Annotated in this window: 13 protein-coding genes; 6 read left to right on the top strand and 7 right to left on the bottom strand. The window is 72.4% G+C overall.

From position 1 onward, the window contains the following. Nucleotides 1-62: 62 nt before the first annotated feature. From P2424_RS00905 to P2424_RS00915, 3 genes are read right to left on the bottom strand one after another with little or no spacing between them, the layout of a single operon-like run. Nucleotides 63-1,262, bottom strand: a complete 1,200-nt coding sequence (locus tag P2424_RS00905; RefSeq protein ID WP_276473891.1) for a thiolase family protein — start codon at nucleotides 1,260-1,262, stop codon at nucleotides 63-65. After that, nucleotides 1,259-2,005, bottom strand: a complete 747-nt coding sequence (locus P2424_RS00910) for a class I SAM-dependent methyltransferase (protein WP_276473892.1) — start codon at nucleotides 2,003-2,005, stop codon at nucleotides 1,259-1,261. Before P2424_RS00910 ends, P2424_RS00905 begins: the two co-directional genes overlap by 4 nt. 35 nt (nucleotides 2,006-2,040) lie before the next feature. Further along, nucleotides 2,041-2,841 (bottom strand): SDR family NAD(P)-dependent oxidoreductase, encoded by an 801-nt coding sequence (locus tag P2424_RS00915; protein ID WP_276473893.1) that lies wholly within the window; start codon nucleotides 2,839-2,841, stop codon nucleotides 2,041-2,043. 187 nt (nucleotides 2,842-3,028) lie between these two features. Here P2424_RS00915 and P2424_RS00920 point away from each other — a divergent pair, with 187 nt between their 5' ends. From P2424_RS00920 to P2424_RS00945, 6 genes are all read left to right on the top strand, one after another. After that, nucleotides 3,029-4,300, top strand: a complete 1,272-nt coding sequence (locus tag P2424_RS00920) for a beta-ketoacyl-[acyl-carrier-protein] synthase family protein (protein ID WP_276473894.1) — start codon at nucleotides 3,029-3,031, stop codon at nucleotides 4,298-4,300. After that, on the top strand, nucleotides 4,297-5,535 hold the full coding sequence (locus tag P2424_RS00925; protein WP_276473895.1) for a ketosynthase chain-length factor: 1,239 nt from the start codon (nucleotides 4,297-4,299) through the stop codon (nucleotides 5,533-5,535). Before P2424_RS00920 ends, P2424_RS00925 begins: the two co-directional genes overlap by 4 nt. Nucleotides 5,536-5,635: 100 nt before the next feature. After that, nucleotides 5,636-5,884, top strand: coding sequence for an acyl carrier protein (locus P2424_RS00930; RefSeq protein ID WP_276473896.1), 249 nt, complete (start codon nucleotides 5,636-5,638; stop codon nucleotides 5,882-5,884). 61 nt (nucleotides 5,885-5,945) lie between these two features. After that, on the top strand, nucleotides 5,946-6,974 hold the full coding sequence (locus P2424_RS00935) for an acyltransferase domain-containing protein (RefSeq protein ID WP_276473897.1): 1,029 nt from the start codon (nucleotides 5,946-5,948) through the stop codon (nucleotides 6,972-6,974). Between the two features lie 60 nt (nucleotides 6,975-7,034). Then, nucleotides 7,035-8,426 (top strand): FAD-binding oxidoreductase, encoded by a 1,392-nt coding sequence (locus P2424_RS00940; protein WP_276473898.1) that lies wholly within the window; start codon nucleotides 7,035-7,037, stop codon nucleotides 8,424-8,426. Nucleotides 8,427-8,550: 124 nt separating this feature from the next. After that, nucleotides 8,551-10,137 (top strand): benzoate-CoA ligase family protein, encoded by a 1,587-nt coding sequence (locus tag P2424_RS00945; protein ID WP_276473899.1) that lies wholly within the window; start codon nucleotides 8,551-8,553, stop codon nucleotides 10,135-10,137. A 49-nt stretch (nucleotides 10,138-10,186) separates the two neighbouring features. Here P2424_RS00945 and P2424_RS00950 read toward each other — a convergent pair whose 3' ends face one another. The 4 genes from P2424_RS00950 to P2424_RS00965 form a co-directional block, all read right to left on the bottom strand. Next, nucleotides 10,187-10,579 (bottom strand): nuclear transport factor 2 family protein, encoded by a 393-nt coding sequence (locus P2424_RS00950; protein ID WP_276473900.1) that lies wholly within the window; start codon nucleotides 10,577-10,579, stop codon nucleotides 10,187-10,189. 22 nt (nucleotides 10,580-10,601) lie between these two features. Next, nucleotides 10,602-12,173 (bottom strand): phenylalanine aminomutase (D-beta-phenylalanine forming), encoded by a 1,572-nt coding sequence (locus tag P2424_RS00955; protein ID WP_276473901.1) that lies wholly within the window; start codon nucleotides 12,171-12,173, stop codon nucleotides 10,602-10,604. Between the two features lie 208 nt (nucleotides 12,174-12,381). Continuing rightward, the gene (locus tag P2424_RS00960; protein ID WP_276473902.1) at nucleotides 12,382-12,618 is read right to left on the bottom strand and encodes a ferredoxin; all 237 of its coding nucleotides are present in this window, start codon (nucleotides 12,616-12,618) and stop codon (nucleotides 12,382-12,384) included. After that, on the bottom strand, nucleotides 12,615-13,820 hold the full coding sequence (locus P2424_RS00965; RefSeq protein ID WP_276473903.1) for a cytochrome P450: 1,206 nt from the start codon (nucleotides 13,818-13,820) through the stop codon (nucleotides 12,615-12,617). Before P2424_RS00965 ends, P2424_RS00960 begins: the two co-directional genes overlap by 4 nt. Nucleotides 13,821-13,926 lie beyond the last annotated feature (106 nt).

Below are 13,926 nucleotides of genomic sequence, written 5' to 3' on the forward strand. Positions count from 1 at the left end.
GCCCGGGGACGGCGGAGGGCCGCAGGCACGGTGCCTGCGGCCCTCCGGTCCGTGCGGCCGCGTCAGTCGGACACTTCGACGATGAGCGCCGCCGCGGTGTCGCCCGCCGCGCAGCCGGTGAACAGCCCCAGGCCGCCGCCGCGCGCCCGCAGGACGTGTGCGAGCTCGGTGATCGTCCGCAGGCCGGTCGGGCCCTGCGGGTGTCCGAAGACGAGGCTGCTGCCGGTCGTGTTCATGGCCTCCGGCGGTACCCCGGTCTCCCGGGCGAAGTAGAGGTCGTTCACCGCGAAGGGGTTGTGCGTGTGGACGGCGTCCATCGATGCGGTCTTCAATCCGGCGGCGTCCAGCGCCGCGCGGGCGGCCGGTACGAGCGCCTTGGGCATGCGGGCCGGTTCCACCCGGGCGTAGCCGGACGCCACCAGCCGCACGACCGGGCCCCGGTCGGCGAGTTCGCGGGCGCGCGCCATTGTGGTCACCAGCGCGCCCGCGGTGCCGTCCGCGGGGTGGGTCTGCGCGGCGGCGGTGTGCGCGCCGTCAGCACGGACGGGCGGCAGTTCGCCGGCGGCCTCGGCGGAGACGGCCCGTATCCCCTCGTCGGCCGTCAGCCGTACCGGGCCGTGCTCGGGGTCCTCGGCCTCGACGGCGACCATCCAGGGGCGCTGGAAGGCGCGGTCGTCGGCGAGCGCGGCGGTGTACTGCTCCGAGCGCAGCACGGCCAGGGTGTCCAGCTCCCCGCGGGTGAATCCGCACTCGGCCGCGACGGCCTCGGCGGTGGCCAGCATGCTGCGGCCGGTGACCGGATCGCGGGAGAAGCTCTCACGCACCCAGTTCTCCCGCGCCGGACCGCGCTCGGATCCGGCCGCCGGCCAGGACAGCTCCGGGCCGTTGCTCGTCCGGTCCGCGGTGACGACAAGTTGCGGACCGGCTCCGGTGGACACCGAGGCGGCGGCCTGGTGGAGGGCCGCGACGGAGGTGGCACACGCCTGGCTGAGCATCGGGCCGAAGACACCCGGCATGTCCAACCGGGCCGCGAGCGTCGTGGCCCCGTAGAAGATCGCGGGCTGCGGCACCGTCCAGCCGAGCACCAGGCCCTCGACGGCGTCGCGGTCCACGCCGCGTTCCGACAGCGCCCGGTCGGTGACGGCCACCGCCGCGTCCAGGCCGGAGATCCGGGAGAGTGCGCCGCCCCAGCGGGCGAAGGGAGAGGACCACAGCGCCCGCAGCGGGACGGCCGCATCCCGGTAGACGGCTGCCGAGGTCATACGCCCGGCCTCTCGGGCGGGAGGTCGGCCGGGGCTTCCGCACCGGCCCGTGCGCTGTCCGCCGGCGCGCGGGCCGCGAACAGCGCCACGCTGCCGCGCACTTCGATCCAGTGGCTGGTGAAGTTCTCCTCCAGCGCCCGGTGCAGCCAGCGCACGCTGTCGTGCTGGTTGTGGAAGGAGCCCTGGCGCTGGTACAGGAGGTTGAAGCGGCGGGAGAGGGCGGTGTGCCTGACGCCCCCGGACAGCACAGTGCTGCCGAACAGCACGCCGTCGGGCGCGAGTTCCCGGCTGAGGTGCTTGAGGACGAGTTGCTTGCCACCGGGCGGCCGGGGCAGGCAGTGCAGCACGTAGTTGCAGGCGATGGATGTGAACTTGCCTGCCCCGAGTCCGGACAGCGGCTCCAGCAGATCGGCCTGCACGCACCGCGGGGTGTAGCGGCGCAGGCGGTGGGCGGCGAACCGCAGCGGGTCCGGGTTGAGGTCGAGCAGGGTCAGTTCGGGGTCACCGCCCGGGGGAAAGCGGCAGTGGTCCAGGTAGTAGCCCGAGCCCGGGCCGACCTCCAGGTGGCGGGAGGTGATCCACTCGTTGTAATGGTCGAGCAGCCGGTCCTTGGGGCAGCGCCAGAGCACCCGGTTCGAGGCGTGCACCACGACGGCGTCGTACAGTCGCAGCCGCCGGTGCTCGTAGTAGGGCTGGCCCTCGAACCCGAACGCGGCGGACTCGGGGGATACATCGATGGTCATACGGGGATTCCCTCTCCGGATGGCGGATCGAGGCGTCAGTGGCTTCCCAGCCCGCCGCAGACGTTGAGCGCCTGCGCGGTCACCGACGCGGCGGCCGGGCCTGCCAGGTAGCGCACCATGCCCGCCACCTCCTCGGGCGTGCAGTAGCGGCCGATGGGGATCTTGGACCGGAACTCGGTGAGGACCTGCTCCTCGCTGATCCGGTTGAGCTCGGCGTAGCTGGTGCGTACCTCCTGGGCCATGGGTGTCTCCACATAGCCGGGGCACACCGCGTTCACGGTCGGTCCGCCGGCCAGGGCCAGCTCCTTGGCCAGCGCCTTGGTGAAGCCGATGACACCGGCCTTGGCGGCCGAGTACGGGGCTCCGTAGGGCACCCCCTGCTTGCCGCCCGTGGAGGCGATGTTGATGATCCGCCCGGTCGGCTGCTTGATGGCCTCGCTGGCCCGGACGACCTCGCGCGTCACCCAGAACACACTGTTGAGATTGGTGTCCATGACATCCAGCCACAGCTCGTCGGGGATCGCGGCCGTCGCGCCGCCGCCACTGCGGCCGGCGTTGTTGACCAGGATCCTCGGCTCACCGTGCTCCTTGGCGCACTGCTCCACCATGTCGTGGACCGCGCCGCGGTCCCGTACGTCGCAGGCGTAGCCGGCCACGTCGAACCAGTCGTCCTCCATCTTCAGCGACCTGACGGCCGTGTCCAGCTTGCCGGTGTCGCGGCCGGTGATGACGACCTTGAGCCCATCCTGCAGCAGAGCCTGCGCGATGGCCAGACCTATGCCGCTGGTGCCCCCCGTGACCAGGGCGACGCTCGGGGACTCGGTGTGTGCGGGCATGGCGAAGCCCTCTCCCTTCGTCGGGGCGGCCGGAGTGTGCCGACCCGACAGCGAGACTCCAGGCACTTGATGCAGCGCCGGTCCAGGCCCGCGCAACAGGGCCACCGGGGTGCGGCAAGCCGCGCTGGAGCGGCGCGGGAGCGGCGGTTGCCCACTGCTGGAGCGGCGCCCCGCAGGGTCTCGGAGTGTGAGCCGACACATTGTCATTACTGGCCTGAGCGTCCTTGCGCCCGGTTCGACGGACACCGAGGGCTTCTGGGAGATGATCACTGCGGGGCGCAGCGCCATCCGCAGGACCACAGCCTTCGATCCGACCGCGTTCCGCTCGCAGGCGGCGGGAGAGATCGACCTGGACCCCCTGGCATGCGGGTTCGGCCACCGGGAGATCCGGCGGCTGGACCGGGCCGGGCTGCTGGCGGTGACCTGCGCCAGGCGGGCGGCCGCGGAAGCCGGAATCGCCTCGGTCACCGACCTGGACCCCACGCGTCTGGGGGTGAGTGTGGGGAACGCGGTGGGATCCGCCACGAGCATCGAGAACGAGTACGTCGTCCTCTCCGACGAGGGGCGCGAGTGGCTGGTCGACCAGAGCTACCAGTCCCCGCATCTGTTCGACTACTTCGTGCCGGGATCTCTCGCCCGCGAGACGGCCTGGGCGGTCGGCGCGGAGGGCCCGGTCTCCGTCGTCTCGGCCGGCTGCACCTCCGGCATCGACGCCCTCGGTCACGCCTGCCGGCTCATCCAGGAAGGCAGGGCCGAGGTGATGGTCGCCGGCGCCACCGACGCCCCCGTCACCCCGATCGCCGTGGCATGCTTCGACGCGATCAAGGCCACTACCCGCCGCAACGACGACCCCGAGCGCGCCACCCGGCCCTTCGACCGGACCCGGGACGGATTCGCCATCGCCGAGGGCGCGGCCATGCTGGTCCTGGAGGACAGCGAGCACGCGCGGCGGCGGGGCGCCGAGATCTACGGGACGATCACCGGGTACGCCGCGCAGTCCAACGCGTACCACATGACCGGGCTGGCCCGGGACGGCGACGAGATGACGCGCGCCATCGGCCTGGCGCTGGACGAGGCCCGCGCCGATCCCAGGTCGGTCGACTACGTCAACGCGCACGGCTCGGGAACCAAGCAGAACGACCTGCACGAGACCGAGGCGTTCAAGAAGGCGCTGGGCGAGCACGCCTACGACATCCCCGTCAGCTCCATCAAGTCGATGATCGGGCACTCTCTGGGTGCGATCGGCGCGATCGAGGTGGCCACCTGCGCGCTCGCCATCCGCGACAGCGTGGTGCCGCCCACCGCGAATCTGCACGAGCCGGACCCCGAGTGCGATCTGGACTACGTACCGCTGGAGGCACGCGAACGCGCTCTCGACACGGTGCTCACGGTCGGCAGCGGCTTCGGCGGGTTCCAGAGCGCCATGGTGCTGGAGAAGTGGCGAGGAGGCCGCGGATGAGCAGGAGTGCGAGCACCGACGTGCTGGTCACCGGGCTGGGTGTGACCGCCCCCACCGGGCTGGGGCCCAAGGAGTACTGGAACACCACGCTGGCGGGCGGCCAGGGCATCGCGCCACTGCAGGAGTTCGACGCGGAGCCGTACACGGCACGGCTGGCCGGGCAGATCACCGGCTTCGACGCCGCTGCGCATCTGCCCGGGCGGCTGCTGCCGCAGACCGACCGGGTCACCCGGCTCGCGCTGGTCGCCGCCGACCAGGCGCTGGAGGACGCGCAGGCGGACGTCGGCGAACTCGGCACCTACGAGTGCGGCGTGGTCACCTCGAACGCGACCGGCGGCTTCGAGTTCTCGCACCGCGAGATGCGGAAGCTGTGGTCCAAGGGGCCTCAGCACGTCAGCGTCTACCAGTGCTTCGCCTGGTTCTACGCCGTGAACACCGGCCAGATCTCCATCCGGCACAAGATGCGCGGCCCCGGAGGGGTGGTCGTGGCCGAGCAGGCGGGCGGTCTCGACGCGATCGGGCTGGCTCGCCGCACCATCAACCGCGGCCGCGGACGGCTCATGCTCACCGGAGGGGTCGAGTCCTCCTTCGACCCCTGGGGGTGGGTCTCGCATCTGGCCTCCGGCGCGGTCAGCACGGCCACCGATCCGGCCACCGCCTACCTGCCGTTCGACCGGCGGGCGGGGGGCTATGTACCCGGTGAGGGCGGCGCCGTACTCGTCCTGGAGGAAGCGGATTCGGCGCGCGCACGGTCGGGCCGAGCCCCGTACGGAAGGATCACCGGCCACGCCTCGACCTTCGACCCGGCCCCCGGGGTGCCGCGGCCGCCCGGACTGCAGCGGGCCGCCGAACTCGCGCTCGCCGACGCGGGCCTGCAGCCGGACGCCGTCGACCTGGTGGTCGCCGACGCGGCCGGAGTACCCGAACTCGACGCCCAGGAGGCCGCGGCCCTGCGTGCCGTCTTCGGCCCCTTCGGCGTCCCCGTCTGCGCACCCAAGACCATGGTGGGCCGCCTGATGGCCGGCGGCGGGCCGCTCGACGTGGTGTGCGCCCTGCTCGCGCTGCGCGACGGAGTCATCCCGCCGGCGGTCAACATCGGCGAGCTCGCCGAGGACCACCGGATCGATCTCGTCCGCGACGAACCGCGCTTCGGCCCGCTGTCCACCGCGCTCGTCCTCGCACGCGGTGCGGGCGGCTTCAACTCCGCGGTCGTCGTCGAGCGCCCGCTGCCCTGATGCCCGCCCCGCCTCCCGGGGCGTGCACCGATGCACCCTGACGTCCGCTGAAGTGATCTCCCCCGTACGCCGATCCGCCGCCGAGAAGGGACCCGCACTCATGCTCAGCCTCGACCAGCTCATGGAGATCCTCACCGAGTGCTCCGGCGACCAGCAGGCCGCCGCGCACGGCGAGGAGGTCCTCGACCGCGAGTTCGACATGCTCGGCTACGACTCGCTGGTGCTGCTGGAGACCTCGGCCCAGCTCAAGCACCGCCACGACATCGACATCCCCGAGGACGTCATCCGCGACCTGCGCACGCCGCGCGCCGTCCTGGACTACGCCAACGTGCCCGCCGAACGGGACTGAGGCGGCGTCCGGTATCGCCTCAGCGCCCCTCAGCCCACCCCAGCGCCGCAGGAGCCAGCAGATGGACGCGCCGACACCGCACCCGATCACCTCGCGCCCGCGGGTCGTCTTCGCCTTCCCGGGCCAGGGCGCCCAGCATCCCCGGATGGCCGCCGGACTCTACGGCGTCTCACCGTCCTTCACCGCCACCATGGACCACGCCTTCGACACGCTGGGACCCGCCGGACGGACCCTGCGCGCGGGCTGGCTGGCGGCCGAGGCACCCGCCGCGTTCGACGACATCTCCTACGCCCAGCCGCTGCTGTACGCCGTCGGCTGCGCGCTGGGAAAAATGCTCGCGGAGGCGGGGCTGCACCCGGACGCGGTGCTGGGGCACAGCGTGGGAGAACTGGCGGCCGCCACCCTGGCGGGCGTCTTCACCTTCGACTGCGGGCTGCGCTACCTCTCCGAGTACATCGGGATCTACCGGCACGCGCCCCCCGGCGGCATGCTGGCGGTGGCCGCCGGTCCCGAGGAGGTCGAGCCCCATCTGCTGCCGGATGTGGTCATCGGAGCAGTCAACGGCCCCCGGCAGGTGTTGCTCTCCGCACCGGAACCGGCGCTGAGCCAGGTGGAGACCGCACTGCGCCGGGCCGGTGTCACCTGCTCCCGAGCACGCGCCCTGCAGCCGTTCCACCATCCGGTGATGCGCCGGGTCGCCGCCGCGCACGCCGGAGCGCTCACCCGCCCACCGCTGCGCCCGCCGCACACCACCGTGCTGTCGGCCTACACGGGTCACCCGCTCGACGAGGCGACCGCCACCGACTGGCGGTTCTGGACCAGCCAGCCGGCCGAGCCCGTGCTCTTCGGCCCCACGCTCCAGCGTCTGCTGAGCAGGGGCCGGCACCTGCTGGTGGAAGCCGGGCCCGGGCAGAGTCTGACCGCCCTGGCCCGGCGCACCCCGGCGGTCGCCAACGGCGACGCGGAGGCCCTCGCCCTGCTGCCGGCCCGGACCGGCGCCCCCGACGACGACGTGAAGGCGGTGCGGGCCGCGCTGGAGCAACTGGCGGCCGGACCCGGCGCCCCCTCGGAACTGTCGCCGGACTTCTGAACTCCCGGCCACCGCCCGGGACCACGCCCCGCAGCAGCAGCGCTGCAGAAAGGGACACCTATGCACTTCCCAGAGCTCGACCCGGCCGACGTGGCAGCGTTCCGCGCCGCATTCCGCGGTGAGTTGGTGTGGCCCGGAGACGCCGACTACGACGAGGCGCGGCGCATCTGGAACGGCACCATCGACCGCCGTCCCGCACTGATCGCCCGCTGCTCCGGCACCCAGGATGTGGTGACGGCGGTGGGGTTCGCCCGCCGCAGCGGACTGGTCGTCGCGGTACGCGGCGGAGGCCACAGCATGGCCGGGCACTCCACATGCGAGGGCGGGATCGTCATCGACCTCTCGCCGATGAACGGCGTCCGGGTCAGCCGACGGCGGCAGCGCGCCCGGACACAGGGCGGCTGCCTGCTGGGCGCGTTCGACACGGCGACCCAGGCGCACATGCTCGCCACACCGGCCGGCGTCGTCTCGCACACCGGCCTGGGCGGACTCGTACTGGGCGGCGGCTTCGGCTGGCTGAGCCGCAAGTACGGGCTCTCGATCGACAATCTGGTCTCCGCGCAGGTCGTCACCGCGGACGGCAGCGTCCTGACGGCGAGCGAGGAGGAGAACCCGGATCTGTTCTGGGCGGTGCGGGGCGGCGGCGGCAACTTCGGGGTGGTCACGGAGTTCGAGTTCGGCCTCCACCAGGTGGGCCCCGTCCGGTTCGCCAGCACCTACTACTCGCTGGACGAGGGGCCGCAGGTCATCCGGGCCTGGCGGGACCATATGGCGACGGCACCGGACGAGCTGACCTGGGCCCTGTATCTGCGCCTGGCGCCGCCGCTGCCCGAACTGCCGGCCGAGATGCACGGCAAGCCGGTGATCTGCGCGATGAGCTGCTGGATCGGCGATCCGCACGAGGGCGAGCGGCAGCTGGAGGCGATCCTGCCGGTCGGCAAGCCGCACGGGCTGACGAAGGCCACGCTGCCCTACCGGGCCCTGCAGGCGTACTCCTTCCCCGGCGCGGTCGTGCCCGACCGGGTCTACACCAAGAGCGGATACCTGGCCGAGCTGGACGACGAGGCCCTCGATACGGTGCTGGAGCACGCCGCCGGCATCGCCTCCCCGTTCACCCAGCTCGAACTGCTGTACCTGGGAGGAGCCGTGGCGCGCGTCCCCGACGAGGCGACCGCCTTCCCCAACCGCCGCACGCCCTTCGTGGTCAACCTGGCCTCCGCGTGGCGGGACCCGACCGAGGACGCCCGCCACACCGCCTGGGCCAGGGACGGCTACCGGAAGCTGGCCGACAAGCTCTCCGGCGGCTACGTCAACTTCCTCAACCCCGGGGAGGCCGACCGCACGCGGGACTCCTACGGCGAGAAGTACCAGCGGCTGCGGACCGTCAAGACCCGCTACGACCCGGACAACCTCTTCCGGCTCAACCAGAACATCCCCCCGCACTCCCCCTGACCGGCGTGCCGCATGCGCCCTTCTCCGCGCTGCCCCTGCCCCTGCCCCGGATCCGGTTCCGCCGGACCCGGGGCAGGGGCGCACCCAGCCGCGTTCCGCCCGACGCACTCGAACAGGAGCCGCCATGACCGCCGACCGCTGGAACCTCTCGTCGCTGGTCGACCGCAACCTGGAAGCCGGTCTCGGTGCCAAACCCGCCCTCCTCGGGCCGCAGGGTGCGGTCAGCTACGCCGAGCTGCACCGGAGGATGTGCGCGATGGGGCGGGCCCTGCGCGCGCTCGGAGTGGAGCGCGAGCAGCGGGTGCTGCTCGCGCTGGACGACTCACCGGCGTTCTTCACGGCCTTCCTGGGTGCCGCACGGATCGGCGCTGTGCCGGTGCCGGTGCCGCTCACCTCCCATACCGTCGCCGAGCAGATCCGCTTCTACGCCGCGGACAGCTACGCACGGGCGGCCGTCGTGGAGGCGGACCGGTACGGGGAACTGGCCCCGGCGCTACGGGAGACCGGCGTGACGGTGATCAGCGGCGGACCGTCCGAGCCGGCGGTCAGGCTCTGCCTGCCGGACCTGATCGAGGCCCACGACGGCGCGCTGGATCCGGCTGCGACGCACTCCGAGGATCCGGCGCTGTGGCTCTACAGCTCGGGCTCCACGGGCAGCCCGAAGGGGGTGGTCCACCTTCAGCGGGACATCGCGCCCGTCTGCCGGCAGTACGCGGGCAAGGTCCTCGGCCTGACCCAGGACGACGTGCACCTGTCCACCACGAAGCTCTTCCACGCCTACGGCCTGGGCAACAGCCTGCTGTTTCCGCTGTGGTCCGGAGCCGCCAGCGTGCTGCTGCCCGGCTTCCCCGCCCCTCACCTGGTGCTGGAGTCGATCGAGCGGCTCCGCCCCACGGTGCTCTTCTCCGTACCGGCCCTGTACAACGCCATGCCGCGCTCGCCCGAGGCCGGCCGCCGGGAGTTGGGCTCGCTGCGGCTGTGCGTCTCGGCGGCAGAGACGCTGCCGGTCCACGTCTGGCAGCGGTGGCGGGACCTGTCCGGCCTCGACGTGCTGGACGGGGTCGGCTCCACCGAGATGCTGCACGTCTATTGCAGCAACTCCCCGCGGGCGCTGCGCCCCGGGTCGTCCGGCAAGGCCGTGCCCGGCTACCGGATCCGGCTCGTCCGCCCCGAGGGCGGCGAGATCGAGGGACCGGGCAGCGGGGAGATGTACGTGCAGGGCGGCAGCATGATGGACCGGTACTGGCATCGGGCCGACCGGACCCGTTCGGTGCTGCACGGCACCTGGTACCGCACCGGTGACCGCTACCGCCGCGACGAGGACGGGTACTACTGGTTCGAGGGCCGCGCCGACGACATGCTGAAGGTCTCCGGGCTATGGGTCGCGCCCACCGAGATCGAGGCCGTCCTCCAGCAGCATCCCGAGGTCGCCGAGGCGGGCGTGGTCGGTGTGGACACCGACCGGCTGACCCGGATCAAAGCCTTCATCGTGCTGCACCACGGCGAGCGGGGCTCCGAGGAGCTGGCGCGGCAGCTGCGGCAGTGGTGCAAGCACCGGCTGCCCGGCCACCAGTTCCCGCACCTGGTGGAGTTCGTCGCCGCCCTCCCCCGCACGACGACCGGCAAGCTCCAGCGCTTCGCCCTCCGGGCCCGGGAGGACACCGCGGCGGACGGCGGGGCCGGGGACGCGGAAGCCGTCCGCGCCGGATGACCGGCGCGGACGGCCGCCGGGCCGGGAGCCGGGCCGAGTGGCCGGCGGCTCAGCCGGAGGCCGCCGCGGCCCGCGGACTCAGGTGCAGGCCCGCGAGGCGCAGCCGCCCGGCCTCGCCGGTGACGATCAGTGTGAAACGGAAGGCTCCGCTGGCGTCGGCGTCCCCGTTGACGCTCTCCTGAGTCTGCGCGGCGACCACCACGGCCGTCCCGCCCAGGATGCGGATGCGCAGATCACTCACCTCGAAGGAGGAATTGCGCACGGTCTTCGACCGGTAGCGCTCCAGCCACTGCTCGCGGCTGCGGATGAATCCGCGGGGTCCGACTCCCACGAAGTCGTCCGCGAGCAGTCCGTCCAGCGCGGTGTGATCGCCGCGTTCCTCGGCCGTGCTCCAGTCCCGGACGAAATTCGCGACCGCGTGTTCGGACAGTGTCGTACTCATGGCTCTCCTTCCTGCCCGGGGCTCAGCGCACCGGCGCGGTATCGGCGGCGAACCCGTCGCCGGTCAGCTCCGCGGCCAGTTGCTCGACGTAGTCGGTCAGCGTGACGTCCCGGTCGAGGAACGGCACGATCGCGCGGGTGCGCTCGTAGAGCGGCCTGGTCCAGGACGACAGCCCCTCCGCGCCCCGGATGTCGACCGCCTGGCAGGCGCAGAGCAGTTCGAAGGCCACGACGTAGGCGGTGTTGGCCACCACTTCGCGGGCCCGGCGGGCGGCGACGAACCCGAAGGAGACGATGTCCTGGAAGTCGGCGGTGGTCGTGAGGGACTGCACGGACATGGGCATGGTCAGGGTGCGGGTCTCGGCGGTGAGCGAGGCCGTCATGAACTGGCCGCCCATCAGCCCCAGCCGCAGGCCCGGGTCCTCCCGGCACAGGAAGGCGGGCAGCCCGTTGCTGTTGCTCTTGTCCAGGAAGCGGTCGACGCGCCGGTTGGCGAGATTGGTCACGGTGGCCAGCGCCAGCGTCAGGTGGTCCATCGCCATCGCCACGTACTGGCCGTGGAAGTGCCCGTTGTGGAACACCTCCGACTCCTCGGGCAGCACGATCGGGTTGTCGTTGGAGGAGTTCAGCTCGTCCTGCAGGGTCGTGCCGATCCGCTCCAGCACGTCCACCACGGGACCGAGGATCTGGGGCGTGCACCGGATGGAGTAGGCGTCCTCGATCGCCAGCGAGCCCGCCTTGGCCTCCGCGCCCATCTCCCCGACCAGAGTCTGCTCGGTCTCCAGTTCGTTGACCGCCAGCCGCGAGTCGGCGAGCCCCTCCCACAGCCGCGCGGCCACCGCATGCTGGCCCCGGTGCGGTTTGACGCTGTGCACGCGCGGGTCGAAGGGCTTGGTCATCCCCGCCAGGCCCTCCGCGGAGAGCGCTGACACCTGCTGGTACGTCGTTACCAGCCGGTCGGCGGCCCGCAGCACCATGGTGCCCAGGCCGACCATGCCGGAGGTGCCGTTGATCAGCGCGAGGCCGTCCTTGTACCCCAGCTCCATGGGCTCCAGACCCGCCTCGGCGAGGGCCTCCTGTCCGGAGAGCGTCCGGCCCCGGTGGCGGGCCTTCCACTGGCCGGCGCAGACGAGGGCGATCGCCGCCAGCGGGCCCAGGTCGCCGCTGGTCCCCAGCGAACCCTTCTCCGGGACGCAGGGCACGATCCCGGCGTTGAAGACCGCGACCAGCTTCTCCAGGTTCGCCGGTGTGATCGCGGAGTTGCCCCGCGCGAGGGAGACGATGCGGGAGAGCATGATGGACCGCACGGCGGTGTCGTCCAGGTACGCGCCCACGTTGGTGGCCACGGCGTTGATCAGGTTCTCCTGGAGCTGCCGCGCTCGGGAGACCGGGACCAGATGGTCGACGAAGCCCCCCATACTGGTGTTGACGCCGTAGATGACGCGCTCGTCCTGGACGAACTTCTCCAGGACCTGCCGCGAGGCGCCGACCCGGTCGCGGACGGGCGCGGACAGCCGAACGGGAGTCCGCTGCCGCGCCACGTCCTCGAGCTGGTCGAGCGTGACGTCCGTGTCGAGCTCTATGAGGAAGGTCATGAAGTTCCCTTAGCGGCCGGAAGATCGGTAGGCCCTGCGCACGAGCTGCCGGCCCGTACGACGGGACACGTGCCGCGGCACGCGGGCGGCCTCTCCTGGACGCGGCCAAGCGGGTCCGCACGCGGTGCGCCGCACTGCCTTCACTCAAGCGCCCTGCGCTCCACGCGGGAGCAAGGCGGTCTTGAGCCCCGTCCAAGGCCGTCGCCGGCTACGGGGCGACGGGGGCTCCGGTGTCCGCGTCGGTCACCGTGATGGCCTCCACCGGGCAGCACTCCGCGGCGTCCCGTACCGCTTCCTCGGCGTCGACAATTTCGGCCACCGGCTCGGCGCGGCCGTCGGCCGTCATCCGGAAGCGGGCGCAGGCACCCGCGCAGGCGGCCGATCCGATGCACTGCCCCGCGTCGACCGCCAGTCGCCAGCGCGGGGCCGCGGGCTCCCCCGTCACCAGCGCACCGGCAGCGTCTTGGGGCCGCGGATCTGCATTCCCGTCTTCCACTCGATCTCCGCTTCGCCAGCCGCCGGCCGCAGCCCCGGCAGCCGGTCCAGCAGCACGCCCAGGGCGACCTGGAGCTCCATCCTGGCCAACTGGGCACCCAGGCAGTGGTGTACGCCGTGTCCGAAGGCCAGGTGCGGGTTCGGGGACCGCTCCCAGTCCAGCGTGCCGGGGTCGCGGAACACCTCGGGGTCCCGGTTGGCCGCCACGGTGGGCGCGAACACCGTCTCGCCGGGCCGCACCCGCCGACCGCACAGCTCCACCTCCTCGGTGGCCACCCGTGCCCGGAAACCACCCGACCCCAGCGGGATGAACCTCAGCAGTTCCTCCACCGCGGACACCGGCATCCGGGCGTCCGCGTCCGGCCGCACCGCGCCGTCCGGCTGCTGGAGCAGCAGGTAGGTGCAGTTGGCGATCTGGCTCGCCGTGGTCTCGTGACCGGCGATGAGCAGATCGCGCGTGAGGAGCACCAGTTCCCCCTCGTCGAGCCGCCCCTCCTGGCTGTCGCAGATGTCCACCAGCGCTCCCAGCAGGTCGTCGGCCGGCTCCTGCCGCCGCTGCCGTACCAGTGTCGCGAAGTAGTCGGCCAGCGCCTCGGTGGACGCCGCCGTCTCGGCCGGGGTGCACGCCGTGGTGGACAGCAACGCGTCGGACCAGCCCCGCAGCTTCTCACGGTCCGCCCGCGGCACGCCGAGCAGGTCGCAGATCACGGTGACGGACAGCGGCAGCGCGAAGGACGTGACCAGGTCCGCGGGCGGACCGACGGCCTCCATGGCGTCCAGCAACTCCCGGGCGATCCGTTCCGTGCGGGGCCGCAGCTCCTCCACCCGGCGTTTGGTGAACACTCCGGCGACTGTCTTGCGCAGCCGGGTGTGATCCGGCGGGTCCAGCGACATCAGGACGCCTTCGCCTGCCGGGTCGGGCTGGATCCGCGGAGCCTGCTCGTGCAGTGTCGCGGCTCTGCCGAACCGGGGGTCGCCCAGCACCGTCCTGATGTCCTCGTAGCGCGTCACCAGCCACGCTTCGCCGCCGTACGGGAGGCGCACGCGGCTGAGGGGTTCGGTTTCGCGCAGCGTCGCGAAGAGCGGCTCCATGGACAGGCGTGCGGGGGTCCCGAAGGGAAAGTCCCGTACCTGCCGGCTGTGGGTGGTCACTGACTCCTCCTGTGCGTCGAGGGGAAGTGCTCGCCGTCCACCCGGCCGGTCCGCGGCCGGCGCGAAGCCCGGCGGGAGGCCGTGGTCCCGGCGGCCCGCGGTCGGG

Origin of the sequence: Streptomyces sp. WMMB303 (assembly GCF_029351045.1) — a bacterium.
In the GTDB taxonomy this organism is placed as follows: domain Bacteria; phylum Actinomycetota; class Actinomycetes; order Streptomycetales; family Streptomycetaceae; genus Streptomyces.